The organism is Acetobacter fabarum (assembly GCF_040702925.2).
In the GTDB taxonomy this organism is placed as follows: Bacteria; Pseudomonadota; Alphaproteobacteria; order Acetobacterales; family Acetobacteraceae; genus Acetobacter; species Acetobacter fabarum_B.
The window spans coordinates 17,993-40,242 of the sequence record NZ_JBFCXX020000013.1; the positions used below are offsets into that span (position 1 = coordinate 17,993).

Below are 22,250 nucleotides of genomic sequence, written 5' to 3' on the forward strand. Positions count from 1 at the left end.
GCCAGACCACCGGAGCGCAAGCCACTACATATCTGTCATGGCCTGCCCGCTCCCTCCCTTTTCTCGCCCTTTACCCCCGCAGCCCTGCGGGGAAAACCATAGCCCGTGGCAACAGGTTTTTCATTCCCCTGCGCAGGCATCCCCCTTGCGGCGTGGCCCCTGCGCGTCTTCCCCGCAGTTGCGCACAACAAACCCCACCAACACCCCGCCCAAAAAATCCTGAGTGTTCCATCACTTTTCCAAAGTCCGTCACCCGAAACATTCCTCACAAACACACGTTCCTCACGGATGTTTTAAGAATGGTTTTTGTACAAAAAGTCTTTTAATATCATGTCTGACTGGAGCGCCCCGATATGACCATGAAAACCTTTCTTATATCGTGCGATGTTCATTTAAAAAAAATCTCTCTGGCATTCTGTATTTTCCTTCCTTTTTTCCAATTACGTGGTCGCGCCATAGCGGATCTGAGTATCCTGTTTATTGCAATAAGCTTTTTACTATACTGCACTTTTGAAAAACATTACCGATGCCTCCTGCATGGGTGGTTTCCCTGCGCTCTGGGTCTTTGGGGCGTTATCGTTGTCTCCTCCATACTCAACGGGTCCACACATGCCGTTCTGGAGGCCATAGCGCTCCTGCGTTATTTTGTTTTTGTCAAAGCACTGGAAGAATGGCTGCTGGATAGTGCGCAAAAGCAGCGCCTGCTGGGTCTGAGCGTCACACTGGCCGGGGTGTGGATTATCTGCCAGTGCTGGGAGCAGTATCTGGTCGGGGTTAACCTGTGGGGCTATCCCCGCTGGCAGGATGGCGCCCTGACAGGCCCGTTTTTTCAACCCCGTGCCGGCCCCCCTCTCGCAATTATCATGTTCCCCGGACTGATGATCTACCCCATGCGCATGGTGCAGAAAAAGGAGCTGGCCCGGAAGCTGGCGGGGCTGGCCCTTATGTCCTTTCTGCTGCTGACCATGGTCATGATCGGGCAGAGAATGCCCGCACTGCTGGTGTTTTTTGGATTTTTCCTGTGCGTCATGCTGGTCAAAACCACACGGGTTGCGGTTCTGCTGGCCACACTGTCCGGTTTTGTGGCGCTGGGGCTCCTGCCGTTTATCTCCCCTCCCTCCTATAATAAGCTGGTCGTGCGCTTTTTGGAGCAAATCGGGCATTTTTCGCAGTCCCCTTATGGCCAGCTTTATATGCGTGCGCTCAACATGGTGCACGCGCACCCCCTGCTTGGGCTGGGCTATAACGGTTTTCGCACCCATTGCGGCGAGACAGCCTATCTGTACGGGATTCCGCAGTTTGCTGGCATGGTTGCCGGGCAGGGCATAGGAGCAGGGTGCACCATTCACCCGCACAACACCTATCTGGAAATCGCCACCACGGCGGGGCTGTCAGGACTGGTCCTGTTTGTATGGATGGTTCTGCTCTGGTTGAAAAAACTGCTTCAGGCCGCGCTTGCGGGCCGGGACCTTATGCAGGCCATGCTTTTTATTACAGTGTGCATGCTGTTCTGGCCCATTGCCTCGACCAGTTCCCTGTTTACGGAACGCACGGCAGGATGGGTCTTTTTAATGGTCGGGTGGGGGCTCGCGCGAGCCCGACTCTCTGGCTCCGCACGCACTCCGCAAACCGGAGCATGAACCATACAGCCCTGCACATGGCGTCAGGGAAAACTGACGCCAACACCGGGGAGGCGGGGCGTTAAAACAGGTCCACTACGCCAGATGGTCTGACTGGCTCAGCCTGCATGCCATAACGAAGCACCCGAATAACATGGGAAAGCTTAACGCCCTGGCTCAGAGCGCCAATATCCAGCGGCTGTGTTTTGTCCTGTTCATAACAGGTAACCAGATTTTTAAGCACGGTGCACACGGCTTCCACCATTTGCGTGGCAGAATCCAGCTTTTGCAGGACCTGCACATCCGTATCACTCAACGATGAGGTGGCCATGTTCTCGCCAACCACGCGCTGCACACCCGTAAAGTCCAGACAGGTTTCATCCAGAAGTTCCACCAGATGGTCCATAACATCGTGCAGACTACATGCGCTTCCGGCTACACCGTGGGACAAAGGGGGCACCACATCCATGTTCTTCTTCCTCTTTGGCCCGGCTTTTTAAAACAGCTCGACCTCGGAACTGGCTTCTTTAGCCCATTTCCGCTCTGCTTCAGCCTCACGCCGGCTGTAGGCGACTTCCTGCTTGCCAATACCCAGTACGTCCTGCACCAGATTCTGCTGCGCACGGCCCGTTGTTGGCCAGAACCGAATACGCCGTGCCAATGTGCCGCCCAGACTCTGCGACACGCAGCGAATACCTTCATCCACCAGATAGTTGGTGACAAAACGAATATTTTCCTGCCCGATGCGGCCCAGACTAGGCACTACAGCCGCACCACCAAAAACCTTGCACACCAGTCGGCCGCGCTGCGCTCCAGCCTTGAGCAGACCGTTGACCAGCATTTCCATGGAGTTCACGCCAAACCGCATGGCCATGCCGGTTTCGCTCACGCCCCCATCTGGCAGCAGAAAATGATTAATGCCACCTACATGCGCAAGCGGGTCAAACATGCAGACTGAAATGCAGGAGCCAAGCAGTGTTGCAAAAACAACTGACGGATCGCCAGAAATTTCCACTTCGCCCTGAATAACCGTTTTAACTACGGTGTGATCGCTCACTTGATCGGCCCGAACACCTTTTCCAGAACCTCACGTAGCTTGGCTACAGTGTAAGGCTTGGCAAGGAAGTTGTTGACACCAGCCTTGACCGCTTCCTGCACCAGATCCTTGCTGGCCTCACCGGTCAGGATAATAAATGCCACTTTCTGGATTTTCGGGTTGCTCCGCACCGCGCGCAGCAGGGCCAGACCATCCATAACCGGCATGTTGAAGTCGGAAATCACCAGATGTGTGGGGTTCTGGTCCAGATATTCCAAAGCCTCCTTGCCATCCTTGCGCTGGGCTATGTTGGTAAAGCCGATTTCAGCCATACTGTTAGCCAGAACCTGACGGATAGAGGCCTGGTCATCTACGATCAGGGCCTTGATTTGTGAAGCGGCAGGCATTTGTCTCCCCCTTATTCCTAGTCTCAACTCCAGCCGTCAAAGACCGGCAGCCGGTAAACAGGACGGTTCAAAGCCGTCCTTTTTGTTACAGTTAGCGCGTGTGAATGGCCATGGCCGCAGAGCAGATCTGGCGCAATGGCACAACCTGACAGGCCGCTCCAATTTCCGCCGCAACCCGTGGCATTCCATAAACAACTGAGGACGTTTTGTCCTGCGCGATTGTATAGGCACCGGCCTGCCGCATGTTCAGCAGTCCTTCGGCCCCATCCCGCCCCATGCCGGTCAGGATGATTCCCAACGCATTACGTCCGGCATGTTTGGCGACAGACTTGAACAGCACATCCACCGAGGGGCAGTGCCCGCTGACCGGCGCACCGCTGATCAGCCGTGTCACGTATTTGCCGCCGCCATTATCAACCACAAGGTGCCGGTCCCCACCGGGGGCAATGCGGACCATGCCGGGTTGCAGCATCTCTCCGTCCCGCGCTTCGGCAATGGAGAGTGCCGACATGGACTGGTTGAGCCGATTTGCAAAACTGGCGGTAAACAGCGGAGGCATATGCTGGCAGATAACAACCGGCGGGCTTTTTTGCGGAAACCCCGAAAGCACTTCTTCCAGCGCCTCCACCCCACCCGTGGACGAACCAATCGCCACAAGGTCCACCGAATTACCCCACGTGGTCTGCACGTGACCAACCGGGGAAGGAGGTGTGCGCCGCTGAATGCGCGAGACCGGCTGCGAGCGGGCCGCCAGCACAACCAGCCGCCCAAGGCCTGCAAACGCATCCTCCCCCGGAGCCACGTTGTGTTTGGGGTAGCAGTCAAACGCCCCCATCTGGAGCGCCGTAATGGCTGTATCCGCTCCCTTGGCTGTCAGGCTGGACACCATGACAACAGGGATGGGGCGCATCCGCATGATTTTTTCCAGAAACTGCAGGCCATTCATCCCCGGCATTTCCACGTCCAGGGTAATCACGTCCGGCTGGTCCTTGATAATCAGGTCACGCGCTTCCAGCGGATTTGCCGCCTCACCGCACACTTCAATATCAGGATTCTGCGCAAAGGAACGCTTGATCAACGCACGGATCGTGCGTGAATCATCGACAATCAGAACTCTTACTGGCTGTGGCATCAATCAGCTTGCTTTCCGGTAAATGGTCGGGGCGACCTGCTCCAGACCGCACTGGCGGGGGTCGGCCACTTTTTCGGAATGACCGACATACAGAAAACCCCCTTTTTCCAGCTTGTCGGCCAGACGCCCCCACAGGCGCTCGCGCGTGGGTTCATCAAAATAAATCACGACGTTGCGGCAGAAAATAACCGCAAACTGCCCTCGCATCGGCCAGTCGGCATTCAGGTTCAGCACCTTGAAGACTGGAAGCGTGCGGATATCGCCGACAAAAGTCAGGTTCCCCTGATCGTCGGCCTGCATGAACTGGTTTTTCTGGGCGTTGGAAATACCATCCGTCTCACTGGCGACATAGGTCCCAGCGGCGGCCTGCGCTACCACGTTGGAGTTGATGTCCGTCGCCAGAATACGCATGTCATACGACGCCGCCCCGGGAAAAGCCGACAGAACAGACATGGCAATGCTCCACGGCTCCTGCCCTGTGGAACACGCGGCAGACCATATGCGCCCACGCCCGCCACTGCGCAGCTTGGCAGCAAGCGCTGGCATAACAGTCTGCTCCATATGCACAAAATGCGGCCGTTCGCGGAAAAAGCTGGTGACGTTGGTTGTCAGCGCACAGACCAGCTTTTCCATTTCCGCCCGGCCAGATGGGCTTTGCACATAGTTGAGATAGGCGTGAAAACTGTCCATCCCGTTTTCCCGCACGCGGCGGGACACACGTGAATACACCAGCGTACTTTTGGAATCGGGAATAAAAATTCCCGCTTCCTGCTTGGCGATCCGCCGAACCATCTGAAAGTCGGCGTCTGTATACTCTGGATCGGCAGTGGAACTCACGTCCCCCATCAGGAAATCATCCCACCTACCAGTTGGCCGACCACAACCTCAAGCCGGAGCACACCAATCATGCGGTCCGCAATCATGACCAGGCCGCTCAGGCTGCTGTCTTCCTCTGCCACGGCCTGAATGTCGGCCAGATTGACATCGGCCATGTCGATCACCCGGTCCACCAGCAGGCCACACACCGTACCATTGCGGGATTCCACAATAACCACCACGCGGCGCGGGTTATCGGGCTGCGGCTCCACGTTCAGATAGACCGCAAGGTCGATCACGGTCAGGATAATACCGCGCAGGTTGATCGCACCGCACACATAATGCGGGGCAAACGGCAGGGCTGTCGTTTTTTCAAAGCCACGAATTTCGCGCACGCTCAGGATAGGAATACAATATTCCTGCTCACCCACCGCAAACACGATCATCTTGACAAGTTTGGTGTCCGCCCCGGCTTCGTCCGTCATATCCATTTTCCTACTCAAATACAGATCGGCTGATGTGGTGTTGGGTGTTTATGCCGCAAGTCCTGTGCGAACATCCGATGGTCTTGTGTCAATCCGTCCCAGAGCGTTGGCAACCAGTGCGGGAACATCCAGAATAAGGGAAACGCTCCCATCCCCCAGAATGGTGGCAGCGGACACACCAGACATCTGCCGATAGTTTTTCTCGATGCTCTTGATCACCACCTGTGCCTGATCGCGGATATCCTCCACAATCAGAGCCGCACGTGCCCCGGACTCGTTTTCCACCACCAGAATGACGTCCTCCTCGGACGGACCACCCGGATTGTACCCGTCAAGCCCCAGTTCGGACGCCAGCGGAATAAGCGGCATGCACGCCCCACGGATGGACACAACATTGGCGCCATCGGGCAGCATGTAAATGTCCTTGTGGTTGACCATCATGGTTTCCACCACGGAGGAAACCGGAACAACCATGGTGGACCCGGCGGCCACGATCAGCATGCCGTCCAGCACGGCCAGTGTCAGCGGCAGGCTCAGACAGAAGGTGGTGCCCTGCCCTTCCACGCTGTTGATTGTCACACGTCCGCCAAGGCCCAGAATGGCCTGCTTGACCACGTCCATCCCCACCCCACGGCCCGAAAGATCGGACACGGTGGAGGCCGTGGAAAAGCCCGGAGCAAAGATCAGGTTGTTGACCTCATCATCCGTCAGCACCGCATCGGGGGCAATAATGCCACGCTTGACCGCAGTGGCCAGAACGCGCTCACGGTTGATCCCGCCCCCATCGTCCTTGATGGTGATGAGGATGCGGCCAGAACGGTGCCCGGCGGAAAGCAGGATCTGCCCGGTAGGGGGTTTGCCTGCGGCAATCCGGGCCTCGGCACTTTCAATCCCGTGGTCCACGGCGTTGCGCAGCATGTGGGTCAGCGGATCGGACAGTTTTTCAACCAGAGTGCGGTCCACTTCCGTGTCCTCACCCTCCAGCGTCAGCACCACGTCCTTGTTGGTCATGGAGCAGGCCTCGCGCACAACGCGCTGCATGCGCTGGAACACGCTGCGCACCGGCTGGGCCCGCACGGCCATGACGGCGTCCTGAATGTCGCGCGTCAGGGTTTTCATGCTGGCAATGCGCTTGATCATTTCCTGCTGGCCACCATCCTCCCGCTGGCCAATGGATTCCAGAGCGGCCTGTGCAATCACCAGTTCGCCCACAAGATCCATCAGGTCGTCCACACGGTGAAGATCCACACGGATGGTCGCCTGCTCAACCGGGCGGCGCGTGGCGGCATTACCTGCGGCAATAGGAGCCGTAGCGGCAGGGGTTGGCGCGGGTGGCAGTTCCGCCAAGATTTTTTCGGCAATGGACGTCGGAGCCCGAGCAGGGCTGGCAGCCACAGGAGCCTGTACAGGGGCTACCGGAACTGACGCCTCCGCTTCCGGTTCCGGCTCGGCCGGGGTTGCCTGCACCTCGGGCAGTTCTTCCGCGCTGCTGGAACCGGGGCTGGAGCCACCATCACGCGTGATGGTCACATCGCACACATCACTCACCCAGTCGAAGACCGTATGCACGCTTTCCTCCGGCACGGCAGCGGGCAGGACCACGCGCCATGACAGGTAGGATTTTTCGGTTTCCAGACGTCCCAGCGCAGGCAGGGCTGCGGTTTCGCATGTGACAACGCTTGTGCCACCGTGGGCCACGGCCACATCGGACAGGCCAATCAGCAGGTTGCGCGCATCATCTCCCCGGTCATACATGGCGGCATGGGGGCTGAACGTCACGATAAGCGATGCCGCGTCGGCCGGAGCGTCTTCCTCCACGCCGAAATCACCGAAGTCGAAATCGGCCATGACCGGTTCAAAATCCACCGGAACAGGCGTAAAATCGGCGGGAACAGTATCCTCTTCCTTTGCCCCGGCACTGCCGCTGCCTTCACCAATAATGGCCTGAAGTTCGACGCGGCTTTCCTCTATCCGGCCGGTATCAACCGTGGCTCCACCCTGTGCCTCGGCGACCAGATCGCTCAGAACATCCATGGCCTTGAGAAAGGTTTTGACGATCTCTGGCGTAGGGGCGACACGGCCGGAACGCAGACCATCGAGAGAACTTTCGAAGACATGCGCAAAGCGGACCAGATTTTCCAGACCGAACGATGCAGCCCCGCCCTTGACCGAATGCACGGCACGAAAAACGGCGTTGATTGTCTCCTTCCCGGATTCACCATCCGAAAGGGCAGACAGGCCACGCTCCAGTTCCTGAAGCTGCTCTTCACACTCCTGGAAAAAAACCAGAAGGATATCGTCCATGTCACCACTCATTCTGGTCTCTCTTTCCTTCAGGCGGTCACCCGGCGGATAGCCGCCACAAGGCTGTCTGTGCTGAACGGCTTGACAATCCACCCTGTGGCGCCTGCTGCGCGGGCACGGGCTTTTTTCTCGGGATCGCTTTCCGTTGTCAGAACGATCATTGGCAGATGTTTGTACTGATCCATCGCCCGGACCGCCTCGATAAACTCAAAGCCATCCATGCGGGGCATGTTGATATCTGTAATAATCGCATTGGGAGTGGGGTTGGCTTCCTGCAGGACTTCCAGCCCCTCCACGCCATCTCCACCCTGAATAACCTCGTACCCCGCTCCTTCCAGAGCCTTGCGGAGCATACCCTGCATGGTGCGCGAATCATCAACAGTCAGGACACGAATGCCCGATTTTTCCACCATAGTCCTCATTACTCCTTCAATGACGCCAGCGGCTCGGTCAGATACGCACTTACGCCAAAAAGGCCGTATGCTTCCACGACTGGCTCCGATGGCGCCACAAGGGGGCATCTGCTGGCGAGGAGAACCTGTAAACACAGCCCTCCTAGGTACGTCACGCCAGAGGCATCCAGAGCAACCTGCCCGCCTCCGGCATTTTTAACAGCCTGTTCGATCTCACTCTTCAGGGCGAACGCCGCCGAACTGTCCAGACGTTCAGGTAAGGTCACACTAGCCAACGGTCCGCTCCCTTGTCAGCCGCGCAGGCAGGGGTCAGCCGACCCCTGACATACTGGAATAATGGCCATTAAAATTCTTCCCAGCCCGCATCGGAAGAGGTGGTGGGCATGGACAGCGCAGACGTGGCCGGAGCCGGGGGAGGCGTGACCTGTGCTGGAGCTGGCGGCGCCACACGGGCCGGAGCAGACGGTTTGGGCCGAGGGGGAGAAGAACGCGGCGCCACAAGTGCGGGACGGGGCGCATGGCTTGCGCGCCCCCCGGCCGTATCCATTTTAAAGCGGCTGAGTGTCGCTGCCAGCGTCCGGGTTTCGGCGGTCAGGTTATGGCTGGCGGCCGTGGTTTCTTCCACCATGGCGGCGTTCTGCTGCGTGACCTGATCCATACCGCCAATAGAGGCCGTGACTTCGGACAGACGCTGGGCCTGATCCTGCGTGGAGGAGGAAATTTCCTCAACCCGGGTCGCAATGTTCTGGGTGCTGCCAGCAAAATCGTTCAGGTAACGCCCGGTCTGCTGCACCAGATCCACGCCCTTGGTCACCTGCTCGGCGGCAACGGAAATCAGGCGTTTGATCTCGCTGGCAGATGTCGCGGACTGTTCGGCCAGCGAGCGCACTTCCTGCGCAACCACGGCAAACCCGCGCCCGGCCTCACCCGCACGGGCGGCTTCCACCCCGGCATTCAGGGCCAGCACGTTGGTCTGGAAGGCGATGCCATCAATAACCGAAATAATTTCACCAATCGCATCGGAGGAGCTTTTGATCCCGTCCATAGCGGCGGTGGTTTCGGTCATGATCTTTGTTGCGGCCTTGACCTTTTCCAGCGCTTTCTGGCTTTCGGCATTGGCGTCGGCACAGGCTTTGGCGTTGCTCTGCACACCTTCGGTAATGGTCCGCACGGAGGAAGCCGCCTGCCCGAGATTGGCGGCCTGCTTTTCCGTCCGCTTGGCCAGATCGTCCGAGGCGGTGGAAATTTCTGCCGCACCGGTGGAGATCAGGTCCGAATTGGAGGCAACAGCACTCAGCGCTTCGTTCAGGCGGGAGGCGGAATGGTTGAACGCATCACGCAGGGGGGCGAATTCGCCATCAAAGATCGGGTCATTAATCCGTGCGCGCAGGTCACCCTGCGCCATGTCGGCCAGAGCCTGCCCCAGACGCTCGATAACCAGATGGGTATGCTTGTCGCGCTCCTGGCTGCCGGTCAGCGCGCCCTGAATTTCGGACGCCATTTTTTCCTGCCGCTGGCGGGCAGTGGCCTGCTCTTCCACCATGCGGGAGAAGCGCGCCATAATCCGGGCAAGACGGCCAACGCAGTCTTTGTTCTTGAGGAAGGGAATATTGCTGTGGGCGACACCGTTGCCGAGTTCTTCACCCATCGTGGCCAGTTTTTCAACTGGTTCGGTAATCAGGCTCGTGAACCACCGCCAGATCTGCCAGACAACCAACTGACCGAAAACAAGGGCCGCCATGTTGATGATATACGTGTAATGAACTGGCGCGTGCCAGAAAAAGCCAACCGTCTCTACAATGATCTGGAACATGAAATATGCTTCCAGACATAGCATAACGACACGAATCTTCTCGCGGAACGGAGCGTCCTTGTTCAGCCATTGCAGCATATCAGTGCAACTTCCTTTTATATTATTGGGGGTGCCTTGCGAGACAGATCCCGACTTTTTTCCTTCACGTGGAAAAAATGCCAGCCTGCCCTGACCTTAATGGCCCCCCATGCCTATTTACAAAAACCAGAAAACGCCCGTGGACGCCCCCTGTGAGACATAAAGCAGATAACCTGTCCCTATCCAGACACACGGACCAGACACACAAACGCCTTCATACCGCGTTCATGGCTGGATGTCTTTACAGAAGATCGTCCGACCTTCAGACAATCAGCTTTGTGCTCCCATCAGATAAAATGCTTACAAAACAATATCTCAGGTAGCCACCGCCCTGTGACCAAGCGGAATTGATGGCTACCCTGCGTGAAATGATAGCTTTTTCGTGACAATGAGCAAGCCTGTAACCGCATGGCGATTTCTAAAAACCTTGCAATATTACAGGCTCAAACGCTCCATTTGCGACCGTTTATTATTATGGCGTCATAAAACCGGCAGACTCCTCCCCCTTCAGGGTGCAGTCCCCCGCCCGGACTCAACCACCAAAACTGCGGACAAGCCCCCCCGCCACCATCTGCCAGCCATCAACCAGCACAAAGAAAATCAGCTTGAAGGGCAGGGATATGGTTGCGGGAGGCAACATCATCATCCCAAGGCTCATCAGCACGCTGGATGTCACAATATCAATAACCAGAAATGGCAGATAAAGCAGAAACCCCATCTCGAACCCGCGGCTGAGTTCACCCACCATAAAAGCGGGCATCAGCACGCGCCATGGCGTATCCGCCACGTTTGCGGTGGGGGTTACGTTGGCCAGACGCTCAAACGTAGCCAGATCAGCCGAACGGACATGGGAGAGCATGAACGTGCGAAAAGGCTCCGCTGCCGCCTTCAGCCCCTCCATTTCCTCCACCTGCCCGTCCATCATGGGGGCAATCCCCTGATCCCATGACTGCTGGAACGTGGGTTGCATGACAAAAAAGGTCAGGAACAGGGCAAGCCCGATCAGCACCATGTTGGGTGGTGTGCCCTGCGAGCCAATAGCCCCGCGCAGCAGAGAGAGCACAACAATAATACGGGTAAAAGCCGTCACCATCACCAGCAGGCTGGGCGCAAGTGAAAGCACGGTGAGCAGCGCGGTCAGCTGGATAATGCGGCTGGTTGTGCCCGGGTCTCCCCCTTTGCCCAGGTCCAGAGCTATGGACTGGGCATGGGCCACAACCGGCATGCCAGCCAGCACGCCCACCGCCAGAGTACACAGCGCAAGGCTCGCAAACCACACGCCACGTCTTGTAAAGGCCGGAACTGTCAAGGCTTGGGGCTCCGCTTATGCATCAGAGAGGGGGACCGGGACGGGCGCGGGCTGCCCGCCGGGCAAGGGGGCAACAGGTGCCAGAACTGGTGGCTGGCCTGCGGGGGCAGGCATAACGGCACCCCCATCCTCTACCCAGCCCATGAACACATCGTTCCCGCCGCCAGTCAGGACCAGCCCTTTTTTCTGTCCGTAACGAATCACGCTTACCCGCCTGCGCTGGTCCACGGCCACACTTTCCACAACCGCCAGATTGGGCGTCTGCCGCCCTTTAAGCAGATATGGCTCCATGAACTTGAGCCCGTAACGAGCCAGAAAAATCAGCCCGATAACAAGTGCGAACGCCACAATGCAGGTCAAAACCGGCACAACAAACGCCCCCGCACCCAACCCGGCAGCGGGTTGGGCAACGTTTGCGGCGACTGTACCGGGCGCGGGCAAGGATTTTAACCGTTGGTCGCGGAGGAGGACAGGATTTCCGTCATGGTCACGCCAATATGGTTGTCATCCACCACCACCACTTCGCCCCGGGCGATCAGGCGGTTGTTGGCGTAAATATCCACGGCCTCCCCCAGCTTGCGGTCCAGCTCGACCACGGCCCCACGCCCAAGACGCAACAACTGGTTGACCGGCATGGTGGCCGTGCCAATGACCGCCGTGATCTTGACCGGAATATCGTAAACGGCTTCCTTCTGCACGTCGTCCGCATCCTTGCCATCAGGAGCGGGGGCGGCTCCGGGGGCAGCCGTTGCGGAGGCATCCGGCGCTTGCGTGCTGGTGGCGAAATCCTCAAGCCCGATATCGGTATTGTCTGTTGTCATGGTTGTCTCCGCCTGCTTATGCCTGTCCAGTGTTGTGCTGCATGCGCTGGCGCGCAAGGGCCGTTACACTGGCAACTATTTTTTCAGCCATGTTTTTGCGCCACTGCACTGGATCAATGACAATGGTATTGGCCGCCGTGGAAATCCGTATGATACCCGGCGCAAGATCAGGCAGGGCTTCGACCTGCACACCGCTGTCAGCCTGCAAGGCCGCCTGCAGGCGCTGTATGTCAGCCGGACTGCACTGCACGGTCACATCACCCTCGCACTCACGGGCAAAACTGGCGGCATCGGCCAGCAGATCGCGCTGCATGCCCTGCAACACCGTGCCATCCAGTGCTGTCAGGCTCCGCACGATATCCACCACTGTCGCCACAAAAACCTGCGACGCCTTGGCCAGCGCCTGATCCCGCCGGGCATTTTCCGTCTTGAAGGCACTGGTCAGCTCGGCCAGACATCCGGTGTAAAAAGCCTGTAGCTCCGCGTCCTTGTCGGCTGCACCCGCAGCGTAACCCTCATCACGCGCCTGCTGCTGCATGGCCGCCAGCTCGTCGCGCGTTATGCTGAGCAGGTTAGGGTCGGGCGGGGGTGGCTCGGAGGACGTGTCATCGTCATCCGGGTCCGTCTGCGAGGCGGGCTCCACCTCCGGGAGACTGAAATCCTCCAGATCCATCATTCGTGGATACGTGCGCGCAGGCATAGATGCCCCCTCGCTGGAGGAAGCGCCATCCGCCATTCGGCGCACGCCAGACCGGAAGAGCACCCGTTCCAGCATTACGGAATGATCTCGTCGTTGCCGCCGTTTTCGGTCAGGTCGATTTCACCCGCATTGGCCATGTTTTTGATAATGGTCACAATATCAACCTGCGCGGCATCAGCATCCTTCACGCGCACAGGGCCAAGGGCGGAAATTTCTTCGAGCAGAATGCTGCCTGCACGCTTGGACATGCACTGCAGGAACATCTTGCGCACGGTTTCGGACGCGCCTTTGAGGGCGAGGGGCAGTTTTTCGCGGTCCACCTGCGCCACAATGCGCATAAGGGCTTCGTGCGGCAGGCGCTTGATATCTTCGAAGGTGAACATGAGCGCTTTCACCTTTTCCATATCGGCGTGGTTGCGCTTGTCCATGGACGCCATGAGGCGTGTTTCGGTCTTGCGGTCGAAGTTGTTGAATACTTCGGCCAGCAGTTCGTAACTGTCGCGCTTGGACGAACGCCCAAGGGAGGAAATAAACTCGGACCGCAAGGTGGCCTCCACGCTGTCCAGCACCTCGCGCTGCACCGTTTCCATGTGCAGCACACGCACCATGACCTCGGTTGCGTAGTCCTCTGGCAGCAGGGTCAGCACACGGGCGGCGTGGGCGGGTTGCAGGCGGCTGAGAATAACCGCGGCAGTCTGCGGGTATTCGTTGCGCAGGTAGTTGGCCAGAACCATTTCCTGCACATTGCCCAGCTTGTCCCACATGGTGCGCCCGGCCGGACCACGGATTTCTTCCATGATCTTGTCGACCTGCTCGCCCGACAGCGCCTTGCGCAGCAGTTCCTCGGTGGTTTCGTACGTGCCGACCAGCCCTTCGGACGATTCGAAGTTCTTGGAGAACTGCGCACACACGCCTTCCACCACGGAAGCGCTGATCAGCCCCAGCCCGGCCATGGCGACCGATATGTCGCGGACCTCATCTTCCTGCAACTGCTTGAGCACCTTGACCGCGCGCTCACGCCCGGCAGCAAGCAGAAGAATGGCGACACGCTGCTTGCCGGTCAGGTGTCTGGTCTCATCATGCACAACGGGAGAAGACGCTTCCGACTGCCGTGCATCAGAGGCTGCGGTCTCGGACATGGCCTAGGCTCCCTTCTTCGGATCCGGGGCGGACAGCCAGCTCCGGATAATCAGTATGGTTTCATCAAGGTTGTTTTCAAAGCGGTTGGCCACTTTATCCAGTGCTTCCTGCCGCAGTTTGCCCTGAACACCATCCAGATCGACCCCATGACCCTCTTCTCCCACAGGCAGGCCGCTGCTGGCATGGAGCATCTGGCCGTTGGCCCCCATGACAATGGAGCCATCCTCCACACCCTCGAGCAGTTTTTCCTGCCCGGGCACTTCCTTGGAAATAAGGGTAACCAGCCCGGTGCGGCGCAGCATGGGGCGCAGGCCGATAAACAGCGCACCCAGCACCAGCAGGATGGGAATAACCCACTCCGCCACGTAAATGAGCATTTCGCGGCTGAAGTAGTCTACGCTCCCACCGGCAAAGTCAAACCCGCCATCGGGCATGAACCGCATGGACACAACGCGCACTTCGTCCCCACGGGCCTTATCAAAGCCTACGGCGGTCTGCGCGAGGGTGGTGATCCGCTCCATCTCGGAGTCGTCCAGCGGGGTCCAGACCTCCTTGCCGTTCTTGTCCTTGGTCATGGTGCCATCAACCAGCACCGCCATGCTCACCCGCGCAATGCGGGGGCGCGACTGGTTGACAACGCGCACACGCTTGCCAATTTCGTAGTTATTGGTCTCTTCCTCGCGGTCGCTGCTCGAACCGCTCTTGTTATCCTGATTGGCGTTGGCATTGGGCAGGTTGTTGCCAACCGTGGTGCTGGGGCTGGATTCGGTGTTGGTGCTCTTGTCCGAACTTGTCTGCTGCGACCGCAACACCTGCTGGTTGGGATCGAAGCTTTCCTCCGTTTCATGCACTTCCTCGGTGGACATGGTCACCGCGGCACGGGCGCGCACATGGCCTGCACCCAGTGTGGGCACCAGCATGTCCTCCACCGCCTGAGCAAGGCGCTGTTCTTCCGCATGACGGATTTTTTCCATCTGCGTTTCCTGCCCGGCCAGACTATCGGGGTCACCCGGCTTGACCAGCACATCGCCGCGCGTATCCACAATGGAAATATTCTGCGGGCGCAGGCCCGGCACGGCAGCGGCGACAAGGTTCTGGATAGCCTGAATACCATCGGGCGCCATACGGCTCGCACGGCCAATATCCAGCACCACACTGGCCTGCGAGGGATTGGTCTCGGTCGAGAACAGATCCCTGTGCGGCAGAACCAGATGCACACGCACATTCCGCACCCCATGCAGCAGGCGGATGGAGCGTTCCAGCTCGCCTTCCATGGCGCGGGTTTCGTTGATCGACTGTTCAAACTGGGTGCTGGTCAGGGTGCCGCTCTTGTCAAACAGCTCATACCCGACCGCGCCACCGCTGGGCAGGCCATCCTTGGCCAGCAGCAGGCGCGCACTGGCAACCTTGTCCTTGGCCACAAAAATGCGGGTGCCGTCCTGACTTGTGGTAAAGGAGATATGGGCCTTGGCGAGATCATCGGCCATTTCGGCCGCCTCTGTCAGGTCCAGATCACCGTACAGCAGGGCACTGGCCCCCGCTCCGGCGTAAAAAGAAAAATAGGCCAGAGCTCCCAGCAGGGCAGCACCCGCAATACCAAGCGCGATCTGCTGTGTGCGGCCCAGAGCCCTGAGACTTGCAAGAAAGTTTTTCATACGGGAATGGCTACGCTGTCACGATGGAAAAATGGGGAATCACACAACTCTCCAGACGTTTCAGCATCCAAACACTCCGCGCTCCGCCAAACCATGGCCTTGCCATCGCCCTGTCATACCCGTCAAGGTAAACCGGCTTCTGTATAGCCATAAACACATCATAAGCACGTTGTGCCACAGTAAAAGAACAGTCTTGCAACACCAGACCCACTCCAGCTTGTATTGTAACCCGGTCCGGCGCACCAAACGAACCCCGTTTTATGGATAATACGCGTTTGTCGGCGGCACTTTTTTAATCGGCATGTTCAGGCGCCGTGCATTCTGGTCCTGCGTCAGCCCTGTCGGGCCTTCCGCCACCTCTCGCGCCACATTGGGCATCAGGTCCGGGCGGGCCCAGCAGTCCACGCCATTCCAGCTTTGTGTGCAGTAGGGCTGTGGCGCGGGCGGGCGCTCGGGGGGGGCGCACCAGTCCTCCCCTTCCTGAATATAACCGGCGTTGCACTCACGCCCCGTTATCTTGCTGGCAATATGGTCGGGTGAACACCCCGCAACCGCCAGAATCAGGGCCACCATCATTCCGCGCCTGATCATCATGCCTTTTTGTTCCCGTCCTTCAAGCCCACACGCACACCCTTGCGACCGGCATGGCCTATCCTGATGCCTGATGCCGCCAGACCCGGCATACGGGCCTATGGCTACCAGATGAACATGCTATTTTAAGCCATTCCCCATGTAAATGCGAGACAAGAGGCGCCCCTGCGCCAAAAAACCCGGAGAAGCCAGCGGTTACTGGGAGGACTGCGCTCCATTGCCCGCGCGCGCGCCCGCAGCCGTGGTGGCGCTTACGCTGGGTTTGGCCCACCATGTTGCCGTGCCCACGGTCTGGGCAAGCCGGTCCCCGCCTTCCCCCCCGTCCGTGGACGCCCGGAAGCTCCGGACCCCGGCCATGAACTGGGAAATCAGGTTAACGCGCTCGGGCGACATGTTGCCCATGATGGCCGACACCTTGCGGGTGTTCATTTTGCTGGCCACGGCAATAAGCACATGAATGTCCATGATGTTGAAGACCGCCGCTGCCTCCTTGGGGGGCATGTCTTCGTAAATCTTGACCAGCCGGTCTGTCTCGGCGTCCATCACCTCACGGTGGGCGGCCTGCTTCTGCTCCAGCGTGGCCATGGAAGCATCCAGCGTGTTCATTTTCTGGTCCAGCACGGCGCGGGCAGCGTTCAGCACATGCTTCTGCTGGTCAAGCTGCTGCTGCTCACCCTCGATGGTGGACTGGCGGGCCAGAATATCCTTGACCAGATCGGCCTCGGCCTTGCTGACCTCCGGGTCCGGGTCGGGGCCAAGGCCAGCCGCGCCGGTTTTGACCTGTGCGCAGGAAATACCCTTGGCGCAGTCATCCGCCGCAACAGAAACCTTTTTTTTGCTCTTGCCCGCGGCATCCCCCACATCGGGGGACATTTCCGCCGCCTCGTTGGCGTCCAGCACGGAAACCCACCCCTCCAGCGCGTCCTTGTCGCTTTTGGTCTTGCTGCTGGAATCGTTGACAGAAGGCATGTTCTCGGCCGCTGCCGCCTGCGCGACAGAAACCAGAGGCTGCGCAGCCGTATCCGCACTCTTGTCTTTCATGTGTCCGGCGATGGTGTGGATATTCATCGCCAGAAGAAGAGTCATCAGGCTTGATGAAATATGCACAAGTTTCCCGAACGACAAACGGGGTATCAGCATCACAACCTACGACATCTCTTCATAAAAACACTCCGGCGGTCGGGCGTGTGGCAGAACCAGCTCCACATAAGGGGAGTGCAGCCAGCTACACACCCCAGCCACAAGCCTGACCCCACCAGACACAGACTTACGGCTGCGTATCGGACATGCCCATCAGGGAGGCGTGGCCATCTTCCGTTTCCGCCGTGGAACGCATGACCTGATCCACATCACCCCAGACCGAACCATTATCCACCCCCGAAGAGGTGGACTTGGAAGATTCCGTCGTCGTGGACTTGGAGGACGTCGCCACAACCGGAGCGGGCTTGACCTCGACCTTAACAGCCTTGACGGGTGTGGGCGCGATGGTCGGGGCGGCAAAGCTTGCAAGGGAGGCCGCAGGCGTTACGGGCGCTGCCGGAGTAACAGGAGCCGCGGCAAGGGCTGCCGTGGTGATCTTGAAGTCACCGGTCAGTTCCGCACCCTGCTGGATGCTGCATCCGCTCACGCCTTCAAGGAACAGCGTGCAGTTCTGGATTTTGGCGGTGCCGGTTGCAAAAAAGCGCTTGGCGCGGACAACCACGTTTTCCGCCGTGCCACGAATAACCACTTCTTCGGCCACCAGTTCGCCCGAGACCATGCCGCTTTCCAGAACATCCACAATCGGGGCCTGCAGATGCGCGCTGCGTACCGTACCACCAATGGCGATGGGGGCGTCGGTTTCACACTTCAGGCTGGCTACATTCAGCCCCTGTACAAGTATGGTCTGGGTAGGCTCGGCCAGGGTGCCGAATGCGTTGTCACCGTTATTCATGCTTATCTCCCGTGGTGTTACCTGCCGTTGATGCCAACATGGCCATCCATGCACACTCCAGCTACCGCCAGCATCCGTCTGGCCGCAGCACGCCGCCCCGGCATTGATAGCCATGCAACACACAGAAAACAGGCATTGCACAGCTTGTTGAATGGGGTAAATTGAACCGTTATGTCAAGTTATGCGTTGGGAAATGCCCCACCTTTTTGGAACCGTCATCGCAGCGCAACATAAACCCGGCATCCACCCACCTAGAACGGCAGGACATTGTCCAGAATCTGCTGGCCGTAACGCGGAGTCTGCTGCTTGGTCAGCTGCCCACGTCCACCGTAGGAAATGCGCGCCTCCGCAATGCGGTCATGGGTTACGGTATTGTCTTCCAGAATATCCTGCGGGCGGACAACACCGCTCACCATAAGCTGGCGCAGCTCCCCGTTAATACGTACTTCCTGACGGGCGACCACCACAAAGTTACCGTTTGGCAGCACCTGCGTAATGGTACCAGCCAGCGTGAGTGTAACCGCTTCTGTCCGGCGGATGGTGCCGGTACCGGCATTAGCGCTTGCGCTGCTCGTGTTCAGCGCATCAGACTGGGTCAGATGCGACAGGCCCTTGCCCTGAAAGCCGAACAGGCTGGGAATCCCGAAATCCTCCGACCCGCTGGACGAGGCTGACGTATTATCCACCAGATTCGCGTTATCCGCGATCTCGACCTTGATGGTCAGCAGATCCCCAACCTGAGAGGCGCGCTGGTCCTTGAAGAAGGCGCGGCTCCCCGGCCGCCACAGGCTCCCCACCTCGGTTGGCGGTGCCTGAAGGGGGGGCATGGGCATGGTGACAGGCCGGTAATCGGGCGTTTGCGTGGGGTCCGATGTACGGGTCATGCGCGGGGGGTGCCCCAGTTCGCTCGTATCCGCCAGCCCGGAACAGGAGGCAAGGCCCAGCAATCCGACCATAATGGCGCCAGACAGACGGTGTTGGGTCAATAAGTCTCTCCAAGTCATTCAGCTACCACCGGGAGCATATGCCGCCCTACCCACCGGGGCGGGAGGACGAACTGAGGCGACGCAGGGCATTCCCATCCGATGGCACGGCGCCCGATGTGGTGTCCACCTCCATTTCGGACCCGTTGATGACCCGCCCCGTCAGAATCATTTTGCTGGCAAGGTTGAGCGCATGCACATACTGGCCCACACCCCCATCCTCCAGCGCACGGCCCGTGGCCGACAACCGCAGGCCCGGCGCGGTGTAGGTGAGCATGATCGGGTCACCCTTATGCATGACAATCGTCCGCCGCAGGTCCCGCTCCAGCACGGGTTCGTCCACCATGACACTGTGCACAAGGGTCATGCCCGCCACGTCCACATCCCCCGTATAGGCCTTGGCGCCACTCCGCCCCGTGTAGGAGTCGTCCACCCGCACGTCCGCAGCGGCCAGCACCGTTCCGGCCGAGAGCGCATGCGTATAAACCAGCACGCGCCGCGCTGCATGGACCACTCCGGTCAGCAGAAACGAATCCTGCGTAATATCGCCCAGCGGATGAGAGCGGTACACCGTGGCGGAAAAACGGCCACTCTTCTGGTCCCAGTCCAGATCGGACATCACAACGGGTTTGGGGTCATCCGCGGCAACGGTCATGGGGTGAAAATCCCCCAGTTCAACCGTTACCGGGCCGTCGCCCAGATCAGGCAGGTTCTGCTTGACCATATGGATAAAAAAATCACGGTCCAGCACGCGGCCAGCGCGGGTAATGGTAGCCTGCGCCGTTGCGGACTGGTCCATCCAGTCCACCCCGTACTGGTCGGCAATGGCCAGAAGCTGCCGCCCACCGACAACAAAACTGCTGCCCGGCAGGGGGGCTGGCCCAAGAGCACGGTCCTGCCCGGGTTCGAGGTCCATGAACAGGTCCGACAGCCGCACCGTATCCGATGTCACCGTGGTTGCCGTGCGCAGGGTTGCGGCAAGGCAGGCCACGGGCGGCAGAACCGCAAAAACCGCAGCCAGCAGCGACAGTATGGCTGCCCGCAGGGACATGTTATTTCAGATTCGTAAGTGTCTGAAGCATTTCATCAGAAGCGGTGATGACCTTACTGTTCATTTCATACGCACGCTGCGCAGTAATGAGGTCGGTAATTTCGGTCACGACGTTCACGGCCGATTCTTCCACAAAGCCCTGCCGGATATCCCCAAAGCCCGTGCTCTGCGGCGTGCCCGTAATGGGGTCGCCCGAAGAGGTGGTGGAGGTAAACAGGTTCTGCCCCATGGCGGCCAGACCGTTTTCGTTCTGGAAGGTTACGAGCTGGATCTGCCCGGCAACCTGCGCCGTGGTCTGCCCGGACAGGGTGTACTGCACCTGCCCGCTCTGATCGACGGTAATGTTTTCAGCGTTGTTCGGCAGCGAAATATCGGGGCTGAGCGGGTAACCGTCCGCCGTTACGATCGTCCCGTCATTGGAGAGGGAGAACGTGCCGTCACGCGTATAGGCGTATTCGCCCGATGGCAGGGTGACGCGGAAGTAGCCGCGCCCTTCAATGGCCATATCCAGCGCATTGCCGGTCTGTTCCAGAGTGCCCTGCTCGTTAATGCGGTAAATGCCCGCGGTCCGCACGCCCAGACCGACCTGCGCGCCGGATGGCACAAGGTCACCCGTATCCGAACTCATGGTCCCCGCGCGGCGCAGATCCTGATAGATAAGATCCTGAAACTCCGCCCGACGCCGCTTGTAGCCCGTGGTCGTCATGTTGGCGATGTTGTGGGAAATTGTCTCGACGTTCGTCGTCTGGGCCTGCATGCCCGTACCGGCGATATCAAGGGAACGCATCATAGGATGACAAGCCTCCGGGTGTGCCTTGCGCCATGCTCGCCCCAGCAACAGTACGATGATGGGAGCATGGGCGGGAACTTACATGGCCATACGCACAGCCTGTAGCTGCCACACCATGTATTGCCTGCAAGAGGTAAGACGACCGCATGACCATTGCAAGAGGTTTTGTCTGGCCAATTCCTTACCACTTATACATCCAGCCACGTTATTGTTGTATAAGCCACACATCCACTGTTGCTGTATTGTGGTCAAACCAATAGATTTCTGGCATATAAACGCGTATTATGCCCCCATGAGTCGGGGCCTGCCGTGCGTAACCAGCCCCAGACCACCCAGATCACCCGCCGGAGTTAGAAGCCATGGACAACACGAGCTACATCGCCTTGTCCCGCGTCAATGCGCTGACACATGACCTTGAAGTGACGTCCAACAATCTGGCCAACGCCAATACAACGGGCTTCAAGGCCTCCCGCGAGCTGTTTTCGGATTACATCGTCAGACAGAAAGACATTCACGGCACTCCGGGCGCGCGCACGGAAGCCTATACACAGGACCGCGCCACCTACCAGAACCATGGGCAGGGCCAGTTGCGCCAGACCGGCAACCCCACCGATTTTGCCATCAACGGGGAAGGTTTTTTTGCCGTGCAGACCACGCAGGGCGTGCGGCTGACGCGCAACGGCCAGTTCCAGCGCCGCTCCGATGGCACCATTGTGGATATTAACGGCAACCCGATCCTCAACCGTTTCCAGCGCCCCATCGTTATCCCACGTGAGGACGATGTGCTGTCCGTCTCCTCCGATGGCACGATTTCCACGCAGAATGGCGCAATCGGCACACTGGACCTGATGACGGTGGACAACATGAACACCCTCCAGCCCGAGGGCAACTACCTGCTCAAGCCCACCACCCCCACGCGGGTTCTGCCCCACAAGGAAATACGGCAGGGCATGCTGGAAAGCAGCAACGTCAACGCCATTATGGAAACCACCCGCATGGTGGAAATCCAGCGTGATTATGACCTGAACTTCCAGCTTGTGCAGACCGAATCCACCCGCCGGACCAACGCGATCGACAAGATCACGCAGGATTCCAGCAGCTAGGGCGCGACCGGGCAGGCTGTTTTACGTCGCGCATTAACCTTCTGAAAACCATTGCGCCGTAAGACTCCTTT

At 58.9% G+C, this 22,250-nt stretch carries 24 protein-coding genes; 2 read left to right on the plus strand and 22 right to left on the minus strand.

Features of this window, described 5'->3' with window-relative positions; all coding sequences use genetic code 11:
- Positions 1 to 353: 353 nt before the first annotated feature.
- On the plus strand, positions 354 to 1,640 hold the full coding sequence (locus AB2L51_RS10200) for an O-antigen ligase family protein (protein WP_395581907.1): 1,287 nt from the start codon (positions 354 to 356) through the stop codon (positions 1,638 to 1,640).
- Between the two features lie 61 nt (positions 1,641 to 1,701).
- Here AB2L51_RS10200 and AB2L51_RS10205 read toward each other — a convergent pair whose 3' ends face one another.
- The 22 genes from AB2L51_RS10205 to flgG all read right to left on the minus strand — a co-directional run bounded on the left by AB2L51_RS10205 (position 1,702) and on the right by flgG (position 21,076).
- Positions 1,702 to 2,088: a hypothetical protein gene (locus tag AB2L51_RS10205; RefSeq protein WP_395581908.1), complete on the minus strand. Its 387-nt coding sequence runs from the start codon at positions 2,086 to 2,088 to the stop codon at positions 1,702 to 1,704.
- Positions 2,089 to 2,115: 27 nt separating this feature from the next.
- The gene (locus AB2L51_RS10210; RefSeq protein ID WP_395581909.1) at positions 2,116 to 2,676 is read right to left on the minus strand and encodes a chemotaxis protein CheD; all 561 of its coding nucleotides are present in this window, start codon (positions 2,674 to 2,676) and stop codon (positions 2,116 to 2,118) included.
- Positions 2,673 to 3,062: a response regulator gene (locus AB2L51_RS10215; protein ID WP_025828767.1), complete on the minus strand. Its 390-nt coding sequence runs from the start codon at positions 3,060 to 3,062 to the stop codon at positions 2,673 to 2,675. Before AB2L51_RS10215 ends, AB2L51_RS10210 begins: the two co-directional genes overlap by 4 nt.
- Before the next feature lie 91 nt (positions 3,063 to 3,153).
- Positions 3,154 to 4,194 (minus strand): protein-glutamate methylesterase/protein-glutamine glutaminase, encoded by a 1,041-nt coding sequence (locus AB2L51_RS10220; RefSeq protein ID WP_395581910.1) that lies wholly within the window; start codon positions 4,192 to 4,194, stop codon positions 3,154 to 3,156.
- A 3-nt stretch (positions 4,195 to 4,197) separates the two neighbouring features.
- The gene (locus tag AB2L51_RS10225) at positions 4,198 to 4,986 is read right to left on the minus strand and encodes a CheR family methyltransferase (RefSeq protein WP_395581911.1); all 789 of its coding nucleotides are present in this window, start codon (positions 4,984 to 4,986) and stop codon (positions 4,198 to 4,200) included.
- Between the two features lie 53 nt (positions 4,987 to 5,039).
- Positions 5,040 to 5,495, minus strand: a complete 456-nt coding sequence (locus AB2L51_RS10230; RefSeq protein WP_395581912.1) for a chemotaxis protein CheW — start codon at positions 5,493 to 5,495, stop codon at positions 5,040 to 5,042.
- Between the two features lie 48 nt (positions 5,496 to 5,543).
- Positions 5,544 to 7,799: a chemotaxis protein CheA gene (locus tag AB2L51_RS10235; protein WP_395581913.1), complete on the minus strand. Its 2,256-nt coding sequence runs from the start codon at positions 7,797 to 7,799 to the stop codon at positions 5,544 to 5,546.
- Between the two features lie 29 nt (positions 7,800 to 7,828).
- Entirely contained in the window at positions 7,829 to 8,212 is a 384-nt protein-coding gene (locus tag AB2L51_RS10240; protein ID WP_395581914.1) for a response regulator, read from the minus strand.
- A gap of 8 nt (positions 8,213 to 8,220) precedes the next feature.
- Entirely contained in the window at positions 8,221 to 8,478 is a 258-nt protein-coding gene (locus AB2L51_RS10245) for an STAS domain-containing protein (RefSeq protein ID WP_395581915.1), read from the minus strand.
- A gap of 77 nt (positions 8,479 to 8,555) precedes the next feature.
- Complete coding sequence (locus AB2L51_RS10250; protein ID WP_395581916.1) at positions 8,556 to 10,103, minus strand: methyl-accepting chemotaxis protein; 1,548 nt, start codon at positions 10,101 to 10,103, stop codon at positions 8,556 to 8,558.
- Between the two features lie 532 nt (positions 10,104 to 10,635).
- Positions 10,636 to 11,328: a flagellar type III secretion system pore protein FliP gene (gene fliP / locus AB2L51_RS10255; protein WP_395581983.1), complete on the minus strand. Its 693-nt coding sequence runs from the start codon at positions 11,326 to 11,328 to the stop codon at positions 10,636 to 10,638.
- A gap of 99 nt (positions 11,329 to 11,427) precedes the next feature.
- Positions 11,428 to 11,853, minus strand: a complete 426-nt coding sequence (locus tag AB2L51_RS10260) for a flagellar biosynthetic protein FliO (protein ID WP_395581917.1) — start codon at positions 11,851 to 11,853, stop codon at positions 11,428 to 11,430.
- Between the two features lie 5 nt (positions 11,854 to 11,858).
- Positions 11,859 to 12,233, minus strand: coding sequence for a flagellar motor switch protein FliN (fliN, locus tag AB2L51_RS10265; RefSeq protein WP_395581918.1), 375 nt, complete (start codon positions 12,231 to 12,233; stop codon positions 11,859 to 11,861).
- A 16-nt stretch (positions 12,234 to 12,249) separates the two neighbouring features.
- Positions 12,250 to 12,933: a FliH/SctL family protein gene (locus AB2L51_RS10270; protein ID WP_395581919.1), complete on the minus strand. Its 684-nt coding sequence runs from the start codon at positions 12,931 to 12,933 to the stop codon at positions 12,250 to 12,252.
- A gap of 74 nt (positions 12,934 to 13,007) precedes the next feature.
- Entirely contained in the window at positions 13,008 to 14,072 is a 1,065-nt protein-coding gene (gene fliG / locus AB2L51_RS10275; RefSeq protein ID WP_395581920.1) for a flagellar motor switch protein FliG, read from the minus strand.
- Between the two features lie 3 nt (positions 14,073 to 14,075).
- Positions 14,076 to 15,728, minus strand: a complete 1,653-nt coding sequence (gene fliF / locus AB2L51_RS10280; RefSeq protein ID WP_395581921.1) for a flagellar basal-body MS-ring/collar protein FliF — start codon at positions 15,726 to 15,728, stop codon at positions 14,076 to 14,078.
- A gap of 258 nt (positions 15,729 to 15,986) precedes the next feature.
- Positions 15,987 to 16,322, minus strand: a complete 336-nt coding sequence (locus tag AB2L51_RS10285; protein ID WP_166113575.1) for a hypothetical protein — start codon at positions 16,320 to 16,322, stop codon at positions 15,987 to 15,989.
- 192 nt (positions 16,323 to 16,514) lie between these two features.
- Positions 16,515 to 17,405 carry a MotE family protein gene (locus AB2L51_RS10290; RefSeq protein ID WP_400921815.1) on the minus strand — a complete coding sequence of 297 codons (891 nt, stop codon included), beginning with the start codon at positions 17,403 to 17,405 and terminating at the stop codon, positions 16,515 to 16,517.
- 181 nt (positions 17,406 to 17,586) lie between these two features.
- On the minus strand, positions 17,587 to 18,252 hold the full coding sequence (locus AB2L51_RS10295; RefSeq protein WP_395581923.1) for a hypothetical protein: 666 nt from the start codon (positions 18,250 to 18,252) through the stop codon (positions 17,587 to 17,589).
- 251 nt (positions 18,253 to 18,503) lie between these two features.
- Complete coding sequence (gene flgH / locus AB2L51_RS10300; protein WP_395581984.1) at positions 18,504 to 19,208, minus strand: flagellar basal body L-ring protein FlgH; 705 nt, start codon at positions 19,206 to 19,208, stop codon at positions 18,504 to 18,506.
- 76 nt (positions 19,209 to 19,284) lie between these two features.
- Entirely contained in the window at positions 19,285 to 20,286 is a 1,002-nt protein-coding gene (gene flgA, locus AB2L51_RS10305; protein ID WP_395581924.1) for a flagellar basal body P-ring formation chaperone FlgA, read from the minus strand.
- Position 20,287: 1 nt separating this feature from the next.
- On the minus strand, positions 20,288 to 21,076 hold the full coding sequence (flgG, locus tag AB2L51_RS10310) for a flagellar basal-body rod protein FlgG (RefSeq protein ID WP_086646096.1): 789 nt from the start codon (positions 21,074 to 21,076) through the stop codon (positions 20,288 to 20,290).
- A 359-nt stretch (positions 21,077 to 21,435) separates the two neighbouring features.
- Between flgG and flgF the strand changes: the two genes are divergently transcribed.
- Positions 21,436 to 22,179, plus strand: a complete 744-nt coding sequence (gene flgF, locus AB2L51_RS10315) for a flagellar basal-body rod protein FlgF (protein WP_395581925.1) — start codon at positions 21,436 to 21,438, stop codon at positions 22,177 to 22,179.
- Positions 22,180 to 22,250 lie beyond the last annotated feature (71 nt).